Source organism: Carboxydothermus hydrogenoformans Z-2901 (genome assembly GCF_000012865.1).
In the GTDB taxonomy this organism is placed as follows: Bacteria; Bacillota; Z-2901; order Carboxydothermales; family Carboxydothermaceae; genus Carboxydothermus; species Carboxydothermus hydrogenoformans.
Genome location: NC_007503.1, coordinates 1763568 through 1777930, shown reverse-complemented (window position 1 = coordinate 1777930; position 14363 = coordinate 1763568). Strand labels below are relative to the sequence as shown.

The 14363-nt window shown below is 42.5% G+C and carries 14 protein-coding genes; all 14 read left to right on the top strand.

Features of this window, described 5'->3' with window-relative positions:
* The first annotated feature begins 8 nt into the window (after window positions 1-8).
* A complete protein-coding gene (locus CHY_RS09250) occupies window positions 9-896 on the top strand; it encodes a polyprenyl synthetase family protein (RefSeq protein WP_011344880.1) in 888 nt (295 codons plus the stop codon).
* A gap of 703 nt (window positions 897-1599) precedes the next feature.
* Entirely contained in the window at window positions 1600-2184 is a 585-nt protein-coding gene (locus CHY_RS09245; protein ID WP_162485085.1) for a hypothetical protein, read from the top strand.
* Between the two features lie 13 nt (window positions 2185-2197).
* A complete protein-coding gene (dxs, locus tag CHY_RS09240) occupies window positions 2198-4066 on the top strand; it encodes a 1-deoxy-D-xylulose-5-phosphate synthase (protein WP_011344877.1) in 1869 nt (622 codons plus the stop codon).
* Window positions 4063-4863 (top strand): TlyA family RNA methyltransferase, encoded by an 801-nt coding sequence (locus CHY_RS09235; RefSeq protein ID WP_011344876.1) that lies wholly within the window; start codon window positions 4063-4065, stop codon window positions 4861-4863. Before dxs ends, CHY_RS09235 begins: the two co-directional genes overlap by 4 nt.
* Window positions 4864-4945: 82 nt before the next feature.
* A complete protein-coding gene (locus tag CHY_RS09230; protein WP_028051925.1) occupies window positions 4946-5809 on the top strand; it encodes an NAD(+)/NADH kinase in 864 nt (287 codons plus the stop codon).
* Window positions 5802-6404 carry a tRNA (mnm(5)s(2)U34)-methyltransferase gene (locus tag CHY_RS09225; protein ID WP_011344874.1) on the top strand — a complete coding sequence of 201 codons (603 nt, stop codon included), beginning with the start codon at window positions 5802-5804 and terminating at the stop codon, window positions 6402-6404. Before CHY_RS09230 ends, CHY_RS09225 begins: the two co-directional genes overlap by 8 nt.
* The gene (argR, locus tag CHY_RS09220; protein WP_011344873.1) at window positions 6373-6825 is read left to right on the top strand and encodes an arginine repressor; all 453 of its coding nucleotides are present in this window, start codon (window positions 6373-6375) and stop codon (window positions 6823-6825) included. The genes CHY_RS09225 and argR overlap by 32 nt, the downstream gene beginning before the upstream one ends.
* An 8-nt stretch (window positions 6826-6833) precedes the next feature.
* Window positions 6834-8492 (top strand): DNA repair protein RecN, encoded by a 1659-nt coding sequence (gene recN, locus CHY_RS09215; RefSeq protein WP_011344872.1) that lies wholly within the window; start codon window positions 6834-6836, stop codon window positions 8490-8492.
* 124 nt (window positions 8493-8616) lie between these two features.
* Window positions 8617-9954, top strand: a complete 1338-nt coding sequence (gene spoIVB, locus CHY_RS09210) for a SpoIVB peptidase (protein ID WP_011344871.1) — start codon at window positions 8617-8619, stop codon at window positions 9952-9954.
* A complete protein-coding gene (gene spo0A, locus CHY_RS09205) occupies window positions 9897-10688 on the top strand; it encodes a sporulation transcription factor Spo0A (protein ID WP_011344870.1) in 792 nt (263 codons plus the stop codon). Before spoIVB ends, spo0A begins: the two co-directional genes overlap by 58 nt.
* A gap of 88 nt (window positions 10689-10776) precedes the next feature.
* Window positions 10777-11898, top strand: a complete 1122-nt coding sequence (gene steA / locus CHY_RS09200; protein WP_011344869.1) for a putative cytokinetic ring protein SteA — start codon at window positions 10777-10779, stop codon at window positions 11896-11898.
* Window positions 11899-11917: 19 nt separating this feature from the next.
* The gene (locus CHY_RS09195; RefSeq protein WP_011344868.1) at window positions 11918-12799 is read left to right on the top strand and encodes a copper transporter; all 882 of its coding nucleotides are present in this window, start codon (window positions 11918-11920) and stop codon (window positions 12797-12799) included.
* A 10-nt stretch (window positions 12800-12809) separates the two neighbouring features.
* Window positions 12810-13487: a glycosyltransferase family 2 protein gene (locus CHY_RS09190; RefSeq protein WP_011344867.1), complete on the top strand. Its 678-nt coding sequence runs from the start codon at window positions 12810-12812 to the stop codon at window positions 13485-13487.
* A 168-nt stretch (window positions 13488-13655) separates the two neighbouring features.
* Window positions 13656-14303: a UDP-N-acetylmuramyl pentapeptide phosphotransferase gene (locus CHY_RS09185; RefSeq protein WP_226986758.1), complete on the top strand. Its 648-nt coding sequence runs from the start codon at window positions 13656-13658 to the stop codon at window positions 14301-14303.
* Window positions 14304-14363 lie beyond the last annotated feature (60 nt).

Genomic DNA, 14363 nt, shown 5'->3' with positions numbered 1-14363 from the left:
GGAGTTTCATGGAGTTTGAAAGCCTTTTTAAAAGATATCGGAAAATGGTAGAAGAAGGTATTGGGCGTTTTCTGCCCCCGGATGATACCTATCCGCCAGTAATTCACCAAGCGATGAACTACAGCCTTAAAGCTGGTGGGAAAAGGTTAAGACCAGTCCTGATGCTGGCTGCAGGGGAATGGAGTGGGATTGCTCCGGAAAAATTGCTCCCGGCGGCGGTAGGGGTGGAGTGTCTGCACACCTATTCGCTTATTCACGATGACCTGCCGGCAATGGATAACGATGATTTTCGCAGGGGAAAGCCAACTAACCACAAAGTTTTTGGGGAAGCCATTGCTATTTTAGCGGGAGATGCTTTATTAACCAAAGCTTTTGAACTAACTGCCAAGACCTTGGAACAGGGGATACCCGCGGAGCGGGTGGTCCGGGTAATTCAAGAACTGGCGGTAGCTTCCGGCTCCGAGGGGCTTATTGCAGGCCAGGTGGTGGATTTAAGCTCCAGTGAAGCCAAAAAAGACCCCGAGGTTTTGTTATATATTCATCTTAACAAAACTGCTCGCCTGATACGCTATAGTTTAATTGCCGGAGGGATTTTGGCGGGAGCTACCGAAGAAGAAATTAAAGCTCTGGATGATTACGGGCGCCATTTGGGCCTAGCTTTTCAAATTGTTGATGACCTGTTGGATGTAGTTGGTGATTTTCAAAAGATTGGAAAACCGGTGGGGAGTGACGAAAAAAATCAAAAGCTTACCTATGTTTCGCTTTTTGGTATTGAGGAAACCAAAAAAAGGGCGGAAGAAGAAATTAATGCGGCAAAGAATGTTTTAAAGCCCTATGGTGAGAAAAGCAGCTTTTTTATAAAGCTTGCTGAATTTATCCTAAAAAGAGAATCTTAGACATTATTTAGGAAAAAATTACTTTTGCTATGTTGCTGGATTTTTGTTATAATTGTAAGACAATTGAAAATAGCACGGGACGGCTGATGCAGTATCCTAGTCGGACCCGCACCTTTCGAAGACGGGCCTAAAAATCCGTCGCGGGCACATCGATGAAGTTCCTGGTGCTGGCTTACGACGCCCAGTCGGGGGCTGGTGCTGGGAGTTAAGGTTGGAGGGCGAGCCGCAATGGCATGCGGGCGTGGACCCTCCTTCCACGGAGACCCAAGTGCGTGGGGAGTATTCACGAACTACGGCTTGGGATTAAACCTGCACGTGGGGGCGTGCTACGTGCAGTGTAGCCTGCCTTGAGTGAAATGGGGGGATATTAGGTTAAGGGGAGAAGCCGAACGGGCCCTTAGGCTTCGAACCTTCTAATTGAAACCCATTTTGCAAAAGAGGCTAGATTGGTGCGGGAGCCGTCGGGGAAATCCTCTAGGCTGTTTGGCCCGGCCAAGGTCTTACGGGGATTGCAGTATGGACTAAGTGGTGATCCAGTTCCGCAGCGGGTAACCCTGCGGCAGAAGCTTTAAAGGGAAACCGCCTCCTCGGTGACGAGAGGTAGCTTCTGGGGAAATCCTACTGGACCTTAAGCCATAAAATTAACCCGTAAGGCTATCAGCCGTCCTGGCTACCTGGACCCTACCATTGAGGTGAAAAATCGTTGGGTAAAACCAAAAATAATCATTCCAAAGGGGAAAACGATTACTTCGGGCGTGTGATAAAGATAGCCTCTTTAACCTTTGGGTTGGCGTTAATTTTTACCGTTTTATCCGAGTATTTTATTGCCCGAACCCAGAGTATTTTCTTTGCAACCTTTTTTTTGGTGGTAATTATTCTTTTAAACATTGTCTTTGATATAGTGGGTACGGCGGTGGCGGCTGCTGAAGAGGCCCCGTTTCATGCGATGGCCAGCAAGAAAATACGAGGAGCTAAGGAAAGCTACCTTTTGGTGAGAAATGCCGATAAGGTAGCTAATTTTTGTAATGACGTTATTGGGGATATTGCAGGAACCATCAGCGGGGCCCTGGGCATTTCCCTGGCATTACAAATCGGCCGGTATTTTCCAGGGTATTTAGCGCTGATAAATATTTTAATTACCAGCTTTATTGCTGCCGTGATTGTTGCCGGAAAGGCTTTAGGTAAAAAAATCGCAATTGAAAAGGCCGAAAAGGTTATAGCCCTTGCGGGCATAACTATATACCATTTGGAAAAAAATATGAAAGTTAAGATTATCAAAGACAGTTAAAGGAGGACTCCCTTTGGGACCTATTTTAGAGCGAATTTCCCTGCCGGAAGACATAAAAAAACTAAAACCCAGTGAATTAATGGCCCTTGCCCAGGAATTGCGGGAATACATTATTACCGTTGCCAGCCAGAATGGAGGTCATCTCGCTCCAAGTTTAGGAGTGGTGGAACTGACCATCGCCCTTCATTTTGTTTTTGAGGCTCCCAAAGATAAAATTATCTGGGATGTAGGGCACCAGGCTTATGCTCATAAAATTTTAACCGGCAGAAAAAAACAGTTTAAAACTTTAAGAACTTTTGGCGGTCTGTCGGGTTTTCCCAAAAGGGATGAAAGCCCTTATGATGCTTTTGGTGTGGGGCACAGCAGTACTTCCATTTCGGCAGCTTTGGGAATGGCTTTAGCCCGGGATTTAAAAGGTGAGCAGTACGAAGTGGTAGCGGTTATCGGGGATGGAGCTTTAACCGGAGGAATGGCTTTTGAAGCCCTTAACCATGCCGGGCATTTACAGAAAAAGCTAATTGTCGTGGTAAATGATAATGAAATGTCCATTGCCCAGAATGTTGGGGCTTTATCCGCCTACTTAAGTCGCATCCGTACCGACCCCAAATATTCCAGGGGTAAAGATGAATTAGAAGCCCTCATCAAAAAAATTCCGCATATTGGACCGACAATGGTGAAAATTGGCGAAAGACTAAAGGATAGTTTTAAATATCTTTTAGTGCCTGGCATGCTGTTTGAAGAGCTGGGATTTACTTATTTGGGACCTATCGATGGGCATAATATAAAAGAAATGATTGAAGTGTTCAGCCGGGCCAAAACTTTTGCCGGACCGGTGGTTGTCCACGTCATTACCAAAAAGGGGAAGGGCTATCATTGGGCTGAAGAAAACCCAGATGGCTTTCACGGTGTCGGCAAATTTTACATAAGCACCGGTGAACCGGTAGAAGCACCCAGGGTAAGTTTTACCGAAGTTTTTGGCAAAGCTCTGGTGGAGCTTGCCCAGGACCGTCCGGAGGTGGTGGCCATAACTGCTGCCATGCCAACCGGTACCGGACTAAATTACTTTGCCCAAAATTATCCCGAGCGTTTTTACGATGTGGGAATTGCCGAACAGCATGCGGTGACCATGGCGGCAGGAATGGCCTGTGAAGGGTTGAAGCCGGTGGTGGCTATTTATTCGACCTTTTTGCAGAGGTCTTTTGACCAGATAATTCATGATGTTTGCTTGCAAAATCTTCCGGTGGTCTTTGCCGTTGACCGGGCGGGAATTGTCGGTGAAGATGGTCCAACGCACCACGGGATTTTTGATTTAAGTTATCTAAGGATGATTCCTAATCTTACCATTATGGTACCCCGAAATGAAGATATGTTGCGGAAAATGTTGTTCACGGCTTTAAACCACTCCGGCCCTGTTGCTCTCCGTTATCCCCGGGGAGCGGCGGTAGGGGTTGAACTAACACCTTATGAGCAGCTACCTATTGGCACTGCGGAAATTTTAAAAGAAGGCAGCGATGGAGTTGTTATCGGAGTTGGACGCCCGCTAAACTATGCTTTAAAAGCCGCCCAAAAACTTGAGAACGAAGGTATATCTTTAACTGTTATCGATGCCCGGTTTGTAAAACCTTTGGATTATAAGCTTTTAGAGGAAGTTGGTAGCTTACATAAACCGGTTATTACCGTTGAAGAAAATGTTGTTGCGGGAGGTTTTGGTTCGGCGGTAAATGAATATTTCTCCTTTAGGGGAATTGGAACAAAGGTGGTTAATTTAGGAATAGCTGACGAGTTTCCTCCTCATGGTAAGGTGGAGGAAATTTTAAACCTTTACGGCTTAACGGAAGAAAAGCTTTATTTAAAGTTTCGGGAGATCTTAAGTAAGCTATGAAAAAAAGGCTTGATGTTTTAATGGTGGAAAAGGGATTGGTCCAGAGCCGGGAAAAAGCCCGGGCCCTAATTATGGCCGGTGAAGTTTTAGTGGGAGAACAAAAAGTTACCAAGCCCGGCACGATGGTAACGGAAGATTCACCCATTAGAATTTTAGGGCAGGGTTTAAAATATGTCAGCCGGGGCGGTTATAAGTTGGAAAAAGCTTTAGAAGAATTTAAGATAAATCTTCAGGGGAAAATTGTCATTGACATTGGGGCTTCCACCGGCGGCTTTACCGATTGTGCTTTGCAATATGGAGCAAATACCGTTTATGCAGTGGATGTTGGCTACGGTCAGTTAAGTCTTAAACTGCGGCAGGATCCCAGGGTAGTCGTTTTTGAAAGGACGAATATTCGCTACTTTTCTGTGGATAACTTACCGGAAAAACCTGGCTTTGCTACCTGTGATGTTTCTTTTATTTCCTTAAAGTTAGTGCTGCCGAAAATTAAGGAAATTTTAGCACCCCGGGGAGAAGCGGTGGTGTTAATAAAACCGCAGTTTGAGGCCGGACGAGAAAAGGTGGGTAAAAAAGGGGTTGTGAGGGATCCCGCTACCCACCGGGAAGTGTTGAAAAATCTTTTAGAGTATGCCGAAGGGCTTGGGTTTCAACCTTTGGGGCTTACCTATTCTCCTATTACCGGCCTCGAAGGAAACATTGAATATTTACTCTATCTTTCGACCGACAATACTAAAGAAAAGGTTAAAATTGATGTTGACCGGGTTGTAACGGAGGCTTTTTTACGTTTTAATAAATAAGCAGGGGTTATCCCTGCTTTTTAAGTATAAAGGAGGAATTAAGGGAGGTTTGCGAGAATTAAAATAGCGGAGGTTGGCTACTTTGAAAACGATCGGTGTTGCGGTGAATAAAGATAAAAAACTTGGGCCCATTTTATTGGAAAAAATAATGGAAAAGGCCAGGGATTACGACTTTTTGCTGAAAAACCGCTACCTTGTTTCGGGAGAATGCGGTATAGTTGAAATAGCGGAAATCGATGAAAAAACCGAAAAGATTGATCTGGTTCTGGTTTTAGGGGGCGATGGGACGATTTTATGTGCCACCCGCTATTTTGCTCCTAAAGCAATACCCATCCTGGGAATAAATTTGGGTCAACTGGGTTATTTGAGTGAACTTGACCCCCAGGAAATAGATTTTGGACTGCAAAAAATCAGGGCAGGGGAATACCTTGTAGAAGATCGTACTATGCTTGAAGCCAGGGTCAGGCGTGCCAATCAGGAAGTTGCAGTTTTTTATGGTTTAAATGATGGAGTGTTAACCAAAGGTGCTTTTGCCCGGATTATCAACTTTGCAGTGTTTGTTGATGAACAGTACATAACAGAATATGCGGCGGATGGGGTAATTGTGGCAACTCCCACCGGGTCTACTGCTTATTCCCTCTCGGCGGGAGGAGCTATCCTCGATCCCGAGGTCAAAGCTTTTATTATTACCCCGATTTGTCCGCATACTCTTGCCGCCCGTTCCCTGGTGGTGGCGGATGATAAAGAAATAAGAATTGTGGTTAAGACCGCATTGGAAAGCAGTATGCTAACCGTTGATGGACAGCAGGGGTTTGGGATTAAACCGGGAGATGAAATTATTATTAAAAAAGCTCCTTACCAGGCAAAATTTATTAAACTTAAAAATCGCAGTTTCTATCAGCTTTTAAGAGAGAAGATGCGGGAGGCCAATCGTTACCATGATTAATTTAGAGAAAATTACCGGCCTCGTCCATTTATACCTGCAGGAAGTCGTACAAGCTGGAGATGTTGCCGTTGATGCGACCGCCGGCAATGGTAATGATACATTGTTTTTAGCTCACCGGGTAGGGGAAAACGGTAAAGTTTATGCTTTTGACATTCAGGAACAAGCGCTGAAAATAACGGAACAAAAGCTTAAGGAAGCCGGTGTAGCCGAAAGAGCAGTTTTTATCTTGGATTCCCACGAAAAGGTTTTAAAGTATGTTCGGGTTCCCATAAAAGCTGCGGTTTTTAATTTAGGCTATCTTCCCGGAGGAGATAAAAGCATAGTTACAAAACCGTCTACCACTATCACCGGCCTTGCCGAATGTTACAAGTTATTACTTCCCGGAGGAATAATAACGGTTACCGTGTATGTGGGCCATGCGGGCGGGGAGGAGGAAAGGATGGTGATAGAGGAGTTTTCGCAAAAAATTCCCGACCGCGAAGGGTATGTGATTAAGCATGAATTTTTAAATCGACCCCAAACTTATCCTAAGCTTTATATAATTGGGAAAAGGAGGAGTACGGTTGAAAATTCGCCGTCAGAAAAAAATTCTTGAACTTGTAGAACAGAAAGTAATAAGAACCCAGGAAGAGTTAGCGGAAGCTTTAAAAGAGGCCGGTTTCGATGTAACTCAGGCTACCGTTAGTCGGGACATAAAGGAACTGGGCTTGGTTAAAATTCCCTTTCAAAAGGACAGCTATCGGTATGCTCTGCCGCAAAAAACTGTATCCGCTGCGTCTATTGAACGTTTAAAAAGACTTTTTGCCGATGCGGTAAGCAGTTATGACCAAAGTGAAAACCTCATAGTTATTAAGACCTTACCCGGTGCAGCCCAGGGAGTAGCCAGTGCTATTGACCAGGTAGCATTTCCGGAAATTCTTGGGACTATTGCCGGGGATGATACTATTTTAATAATTGCTCGGGATCGGGAACAGGTTCCCAAAATCTTAGCGAGATTTGACGAATTTTTGACTTAGGTGATGATATGCTTTTAGCTTTGACGGTGGAGAATTTTGGGTTGATCGAGCGGGTAAATATGGAATTTACCCCGGGCTTAAATGTTCTTACCGGTGAAACCGGGGCCGGAAAGTCGATGCTAATTGATGCGCTACTTTTACTTTTAGGACAGAAAGCCCGCGGGGATATGGTGAGAAAAGGGACGGGTAAAGCCCTTTTAACCGCAACCTTTGAGTCGGAAAAGCTTTGCCGGAAACTTCGGGAGTACGGTTTGCCTGCCGATGAGGTGAACATTTTTTCCCGGGAAATTACGGCGGACGGTAAGTCGGTTGCCCGGATTAACGGCACAGTGGTTCCGTTAACGTTATACCGGGAAGTGACTTTGGGGTTAATTGATGTTATGACCCAGCATGAGCAGCAAATGCTTCTTGCTCCTTCTTACCACTTAAAGCTTTTAGACCGTACGGGTAATGAGGAATTTCAGCGGTGGTGTAAACAGCTAAAAGAGGCCTATGAAGCGTGGGTGGAGGCGGAAAAACAGTACGAGGAAATAACTTCCCAGGAAATGGAGCGGTTAAAAAGAATCGATTATTTAAAGTTTTGCATTAATGAAATAGAAAAAATCAACCCTTCTTTTGAAGAAGAAGAACAGCTCAAGCTTTTACACAATAGGCTTTTAAACCAGGAAAAGCTTTATGGACTTATTGGCAATGCCTATCGGGAAATTTACGGCGAAAATGAACCGGGAATTGTTGACCGGTTGGGAAGAATCATCAAGGATTTAAAAGAGGCGGCCCGTTTTGACGCTTTTACCGAGGAAATTTCAAAAAAAGTCGAGGAAGCTACCCTTCTTTTAGAAGAAGCGGCTTTGGATCTAAAAACTTACTTGGACGATATGGAGAATCAATCCGTTAATCCCGATGAGGTTGAAGAAAGGCTCTATCGTTACGAGTTATTAAAGAAAAAGTACGGGCCTACCCTGAAGGATGTTTTGAATTTTTTGGAAAAGGCGCGGCAAGAATACCAAAATTTAAGCGAAATTGAAGAAAATAAAGCTTTTTATCAGGAAAAGGCCGTAAAATTGCGGGAAAACTATTATAAAATAAATTCCCTGGTTAAAGAATATCGAAGAAAGCTTGCGGTTAAGCTCGAAGAAAGCATTGCGCAGCATTTAAGAGAGCTTTTAATGCCGCATGCTCAAATAAAAGTTGTTTTTACCGACGCATCCCCCGGTCCGCGCGGGGATGAAGCTATTCAGTTTTATTTTCTTCCCAATCCCGGTGAAGATTTAAAACCCCTGGCCAGAATTGCCTCGGGAGGAGAGTTATCCCGCCTGTTACTTTCCTTTAAGCTGTACTTTAACCAGGTAGACGAGCATGAAACTCTCATTTTTGACGAGATTGAATCCGGTCTTGGGGGTAGTATTATCGAAGTGGTTGGCGAAAAATTAAAAAAGTTATCGTCAAATCACCAGGTACTCTTAGTTACCCATTCCCCAATTATTGCCGGTTTTGCGGATACCCATTTTGTTGTGGAAAAGATAGTGAGCGAGGAACGTACGGAAACACGGGTGAAAAAACTAACTTTTGAGGAAAGAAAATGGGAAATTGCCCGAATGCTGGGCGAAAAGGAGATAGAAGCGCTAAATTTAGAAATGGCTGAAAAAATTCTCAAAAAAGGAAAATAGCGGTTATTACCGCTATTTTTTTTTTTTTTTTTGGATATCACTCCAGAAAAATAACAACATAACGACGAAAACAAGAGAAAAAATAAAATTAACAAAAAAACTCGATGAAATGGGGTGATATCCATTGATAAAAGAAAAATATCGTGATAAATGGCTGGTAATTGTCTTTATTTTGCTGTTAGGAGTTTTAAGCACCTGTGTACAATTAAGTAGCCTTCCGGAACAACCAAATCTGGCAAAAGCTAAAGAAAATTGTCTTGAAGTAAAATTATTGGGCTTAATCACCATTAAAGAAAATTCCGAAAAAAAGATTCCCATAAAATATCTTGTACCCGGAGGGCAAAGTATAGGGGTTTATCTTAAAACCCCTGGCGTTATGGTGGTTGGTTTTTCCGACGTAAAAACCAAAGATGGCGAAATAAATCCAGCCCGGGAAGCAAAGCTCAAAGAAGGGGACCTAATTTTTAAGGTTAACGACCTTCCGGTTAATCATGAATTTGAATTAAAAAATTTAATTAATCATCTGGGGGGACAAAAAATTACTTTAACTATTAAACGGGGAAAAGAAACGTTTAAGCGGGAAATAAATCCGGTATATAGTGATGAGGAAAAACGCTGGCGCATTGGCGTATTTATTCGTGACAATATTGCAGGACTGGGGACCCTGTCTTACTATAACCCGCAGGACAAAACCTTTGGGGCTCTAGGCCATACTATTATTGATCCGGATACCGGCAAAGTTTTTCCGGTACAGCAGGGAAAAATTGTCGAGGCCAAAATTCAAGCAATTTATCCCAGCCGAAGAGGACAGCCGGGGGAAAAAATTGGAAAATTTATCCATAAAAACATTGTAGGCACCGTGTATTTAAATAACCGATTCGGGATCTTTGGCAAAGCAAGCCAGGAAATAATAAATCCTTATTTTCCAAAACCGGTGCCGATTGCTTTTAAGGAGGAAGTCAAACCTGGGCCTGCGGAAATTTATACGGTTGTAAAGGGAGAAAAAATAGAGAAATTTACCGTTTATGTCGAAAAAGTGAGACCGTATCAAAAAGATGGTCGAAACTTAATCTTAAGGATAAAAGATCCCCGGCTGTTAAGCCTAACCGGCGGGATTGTCCAGGGAATGAGCGGTTCGCCGATAATTAAAGAAGGCAAGTTTATAGGGGTAGTGACCCACGTGTTTTTAAGTGATAGCAGCAAAGGTTATGGTATTCTTATAGAAAACATGTTAAAAGAAGTGTATAATAGTAATAACTTCTGGGTGCTTAACTCTACTTTTTCTTTTGTAAAATACTGTCGCTATTTTTCGGAAAAAAATATTTTGTCAATAGCAGGAAAAAGATTTATACCGTCGAAATGTATTTTAGGCAATAAAAAGGAAATTATTAGGAGGCGGGGGAAGTGGATCCAATTAGAATTGTCATCATTGATGACAACCGGGAGTTTTGTGAGCTTTTAAAAGAATTTATAAACCAGCAGGAAGATTTTTTCCTTGCTGGAATAGCCCATAATGGCGTTGATGGGTTAGAGGTAATTGCCCAGCAAAAACCTGATATTGTAGTTCTTGATATTATTATGCCCCATTTGGACGGGATCGGCGTGCTGGAAAAACTTACCGAATTTGAAGATAGACCTAAAGTAATTTTGCTCACCGCTTTTGGCCAGGAATCAATAACGCAAAAAGCGGTGGAGTTAGGTGCTGATTATTATATTTTAAAACCTTTTGATTTTTCGGTTTTAGCTGCGCGCATAAGACAGTTAGCGCAGGGTACGGTTGCCAGCAAACCAATAACTGCTTCCAATACAACTTCCGTTCTTTCGTCCCAATTACCCAAAACAAAAAATCTGGAGTTATTGGTAACCAATATCATCCATGAAATGGGTGTACCGGCCCATATTAAGGGTTATCATTATTTAAGGGACGCCATTTTAATGGTTACGAAAGAAGTGAATCTTTTAGGGGCAATAACCAAGGAGTTATATCCCATGATTGCTCAAAAGTATCATACCACTCCCAGCCGTGTAGAGAGGGCCACCCGCCATGCCATTGAACTGGCCTGGGATCGAGGGAATATTGAGTTAATTAACAAGTATTTTGGTTATACTATTGATGTCGAACGGGGTAAACCTACTAATTCCGAGTTTATTGCTATAATTGCCGACCGTTTGCGTTTAGAAGCCAAGGTTAGTTAATAATAAGTTTTACGGTAAGCGCCAGGTTTCCTGGCGTTTTTTACTGTGCTATAATAGGAAGGAAAAAAGTATCTTGGGGTGGCAACAAATGGAAATCAAGGGCGTAGCCCTTTTAGACAAAAAAACGAAAAATTTAGTAAAACGCTTAAAACCGGGTCAAATAGCCGTTATTGACCACCAGGATATTGATGAGGTAGCGGCCCGTGGCCTCATTGAAAAGAAGGTAAAGGCAGTTATTAACTGCGCTCAATCCATTAGCGGTAAATACCCCAACATTGGGCCGCTTTTACTTGTGCAAAATGGGATTATCCTTATTGATGAGGCTCCCCAAAAACTTTTTGAGATTTTAAACGAAGGCGATTTTTTAATTATTAGGGATGGGAAAATTTATAGAAATGACGAGTTTTTGGGCGAAGGCACGGTTTTAAATGAAGAAAAAATCAAAGCTAAAATGGAAGCTACCAAGGAAAATTTAGGAGAAACCATGTTGGCCTTTATCGAAAATACCTTACATTATGCCCAAAAGGAGACGGGGCTTGTTTTAGGACAGTATCCGCCTCCGCCGATAAAAACTGATTTTCGGGGAAGGCACGCCTTGATTGTGGTTCGGGGCCATAATTATCAGGAGGATTTAAAAGCTATCCGCATATATATAAATGAAGTCAGACCCGTTTTAATTGGAGTTGATGGTGGGGCGGATGCTTTAAGGGAAGCGGGTTACTGTCCGGACATTATTATTGGAGATATGGATAGCGTTAGCGATGAAACGTTAAAATGCGGGGCAGAAATTATCGTCCATGCTTATCCGAACGGTGAAGCGCCGGGTTTAAAACGACTTCGGGATTTAGGACTTAACGCTAAAATTTATCCAGCTCCGGGAACATCGGAAGATATAGCCATGCTGTTAGCGTATGAAAAAGGTGCGGAATTAATTGTCGCGGTGGGAACCCATTCCAATCTTTTTGATTTTTTAGAGAAGGGGCGCAAAGGAATGGGTAGTACTTTTTTGGTGCGCTTACTTGTGGGCGCTAAACTTGTGGATGCCAAAGGGGTTAATAAACTGTACAAAAGTCGCTTGAAAGCAAGATATTTACTCCACCTGATTGTTGCGGCTTTAATTCCTGTTTTAATTATTTTAGCTGTGTCGCCGGTTACCAGAAATTTATTCCGGGTTTTGTTAATTCAGCTCAAGCTTTTATTTGGAATATAGTATTGGAGGCGATTTTGTTATGATTATAGATTTTAAATACCACATTGCGTCGTTAATAGCGGTATTTTTAGCTTTGGGCCTGGGAATTTTTATCGGAACTTCCTTAGGATATGATAACCGAATTGGTGAAGCAATTTTAAAGCAGCAAAAGCAACTTACCCTGGGGATTGAAAAACGCTTGGACGAACTTAAGAAAAAAAATGATGAGCTGGAAGCTCTAAATGAAGAGTTGGAAGTAACCAATAAAGTTTTAAAACAATATCAGGAAGAAACCTTACCCGTGCTGATTAAGGGCAAATTAACCGGCAAAAAAGTGGCGATTGTTGTAACCGGCTATTACGGCCTAAACGATGAGGTAAAAGAAGTTTTAAAAAAGGCGGGAGCGGAAATTGTCAGTGTTACTGAAATTATACCGGAGGAACTTACCAATCCTGCGGATATAGATTATATTAAAAGCCAGATGAAATGGCAAACCAAGGATAAAAAAGAATTCTACACCAAATTTGCCCTGGAAGTGGGGAAGAATCTTTTAACTCCGGGAGACGGTTCGACCCTTTTAACTTTAGCCAAAACCGATGCTTTAAAAATAACCGGGAAATATGGAGTGCCTTTAGATGGTGTGGTGGTTATCGGTGGCGGTCTAAATGAAAGTGATTTGGTGAACTATCTTGACCTTCCGCTTATTAAGTTTTTAAAGACTGTACCGGTGGTAATTGGGGGAGAGTACAGCAACGTTGAAAAGTCCTATATTAAGTTTTACCAGAAGGAAAGAATTACGACAATAGATGATTTGGACCTGCCTTCGGGACAGTTAAGTTTAGTTTATGGTTTACTGGGAGTAAAGGGAGATTACGGCATTAAAAGCACTGCCAAAAGGTTAATACCGCCCATGGGGCAGTAAGGGGGAAAATATGGGGAAAAAAGTTTCGGTAATCATTCCAGCTTATAATGAGGAAGGAAGAATCGGGGAAACCGTAAAAGCTTCGTTTAAAATTTCCGGTGTAGAAGAAGTTATTGTTGTTGATGACGGCTCCACGGATAACACCTATAATGAGGCGGTTTTGGCAGGAGCTAAAGTTATTAAACTTTCCCAGAATGTTGGCAAGGGGAAAGCTATTGAAGCGGGAGCCAGGGAGTTTACCGGCGATTTTGTTTTATTGTTAGATGGAGATTTAGGAAATTCGGCAGTCTATGCGGAAAAACTTTTAACTCCACTTTTTACCGGCGAAGCCGATATGGTTATTGCGCGTTTTGGTGCTCCGAGGAAAAAAGGGGGCTTTGGCCTGGTAAAAAGGTTAACTCGGTGGGGATTAAAAAGTTTTACGGGACAGGTGGTGGAAGCGGTATTATCGGGACAAAGGGCTTTTACCCGGGAAAGCTTTTTAGGATTACTTCCTCTGGCGGAAGGTTATGCTTTGGAGTTTGGGATGACGGTGGATGCTCTTAAAAAAGGTTACCGGATTGTTGAAGTGGCGGTGCCAATGACCCACCGGGAGACCGGGAGGGATTTAAAGGGTTTTATTCATCGCGGTAGACAATTTGCCGATATTTTAAAAGAAATTATCAGACGAAAGGTTGGGAGTAAATAGGGGGTGTAACCAATCTTTACGAAAGTTTTATTTTTTGTGGTTGCCTACATTGTAACTCGCCTGACAATATCTCCCGTTTTAAACTTGCTAATCAAGACAGGACATTTAAGGCAAAATTTTCGCGGTGAGTTAATTCCCCAATCGGGGGGAGTGGTTTTTTTGTTAGTGATGCTTTTGGTGGCACCGCTAATCTTAATTTTTTCCCGGGGAAGTTACTGGTTTTTGTTTTATTCAGGGGTTTCGACCATGACTTTTTTAGGGATTATCGATGATTTTTTGGGCGATGCCAGGGCCAAAGGGCTAAAAGGTCATTTTAAAAAGTTAATTTTTGAGCACGAACTTACTACCGGAGCTTTAAAAGCAATTGGTGGTGCTTTCTTAGCTTTGATGTTGACGGTAAAAGAGCCTTTTTGGTATTTTATCGTAGATTTTTTACTGATAGTCCTGGGGATTAATTTTATGAACCTTTTTGATCTTCGTCCGGGAAGAGCGGGGAAGGTGTTTATCTTAATTGGCCTCATCATTGGAATTAGTTACTTTAATTACCCGGCGGTGACTTTCCTCTTTTTGGCTTTAGGGATTATTTCCGCTTACCTACCTTTGGATTTAAAGGCCAAGGTAATGATGGGAGATGCCGGTTCCAATGTGCTTGGATTTATTTTAGGTTATTCGGGAGTGCTCCTTTTTTCTTTTAAAGTAAAAGTTGGAGTTGTGGTTTTTTTGATTTTGTTTCACCTTTTTACGGAAAAATATTCACTGACGGAAATTATTAAAAATAATCGGGTATTAAGCTACCTTGATGAACTGGGAAGGTAAGAAGGATTTCTGCCAAAAAAGTCGAATAAGTACAAAAATTTTAAAAAAGCGGTTATGGGG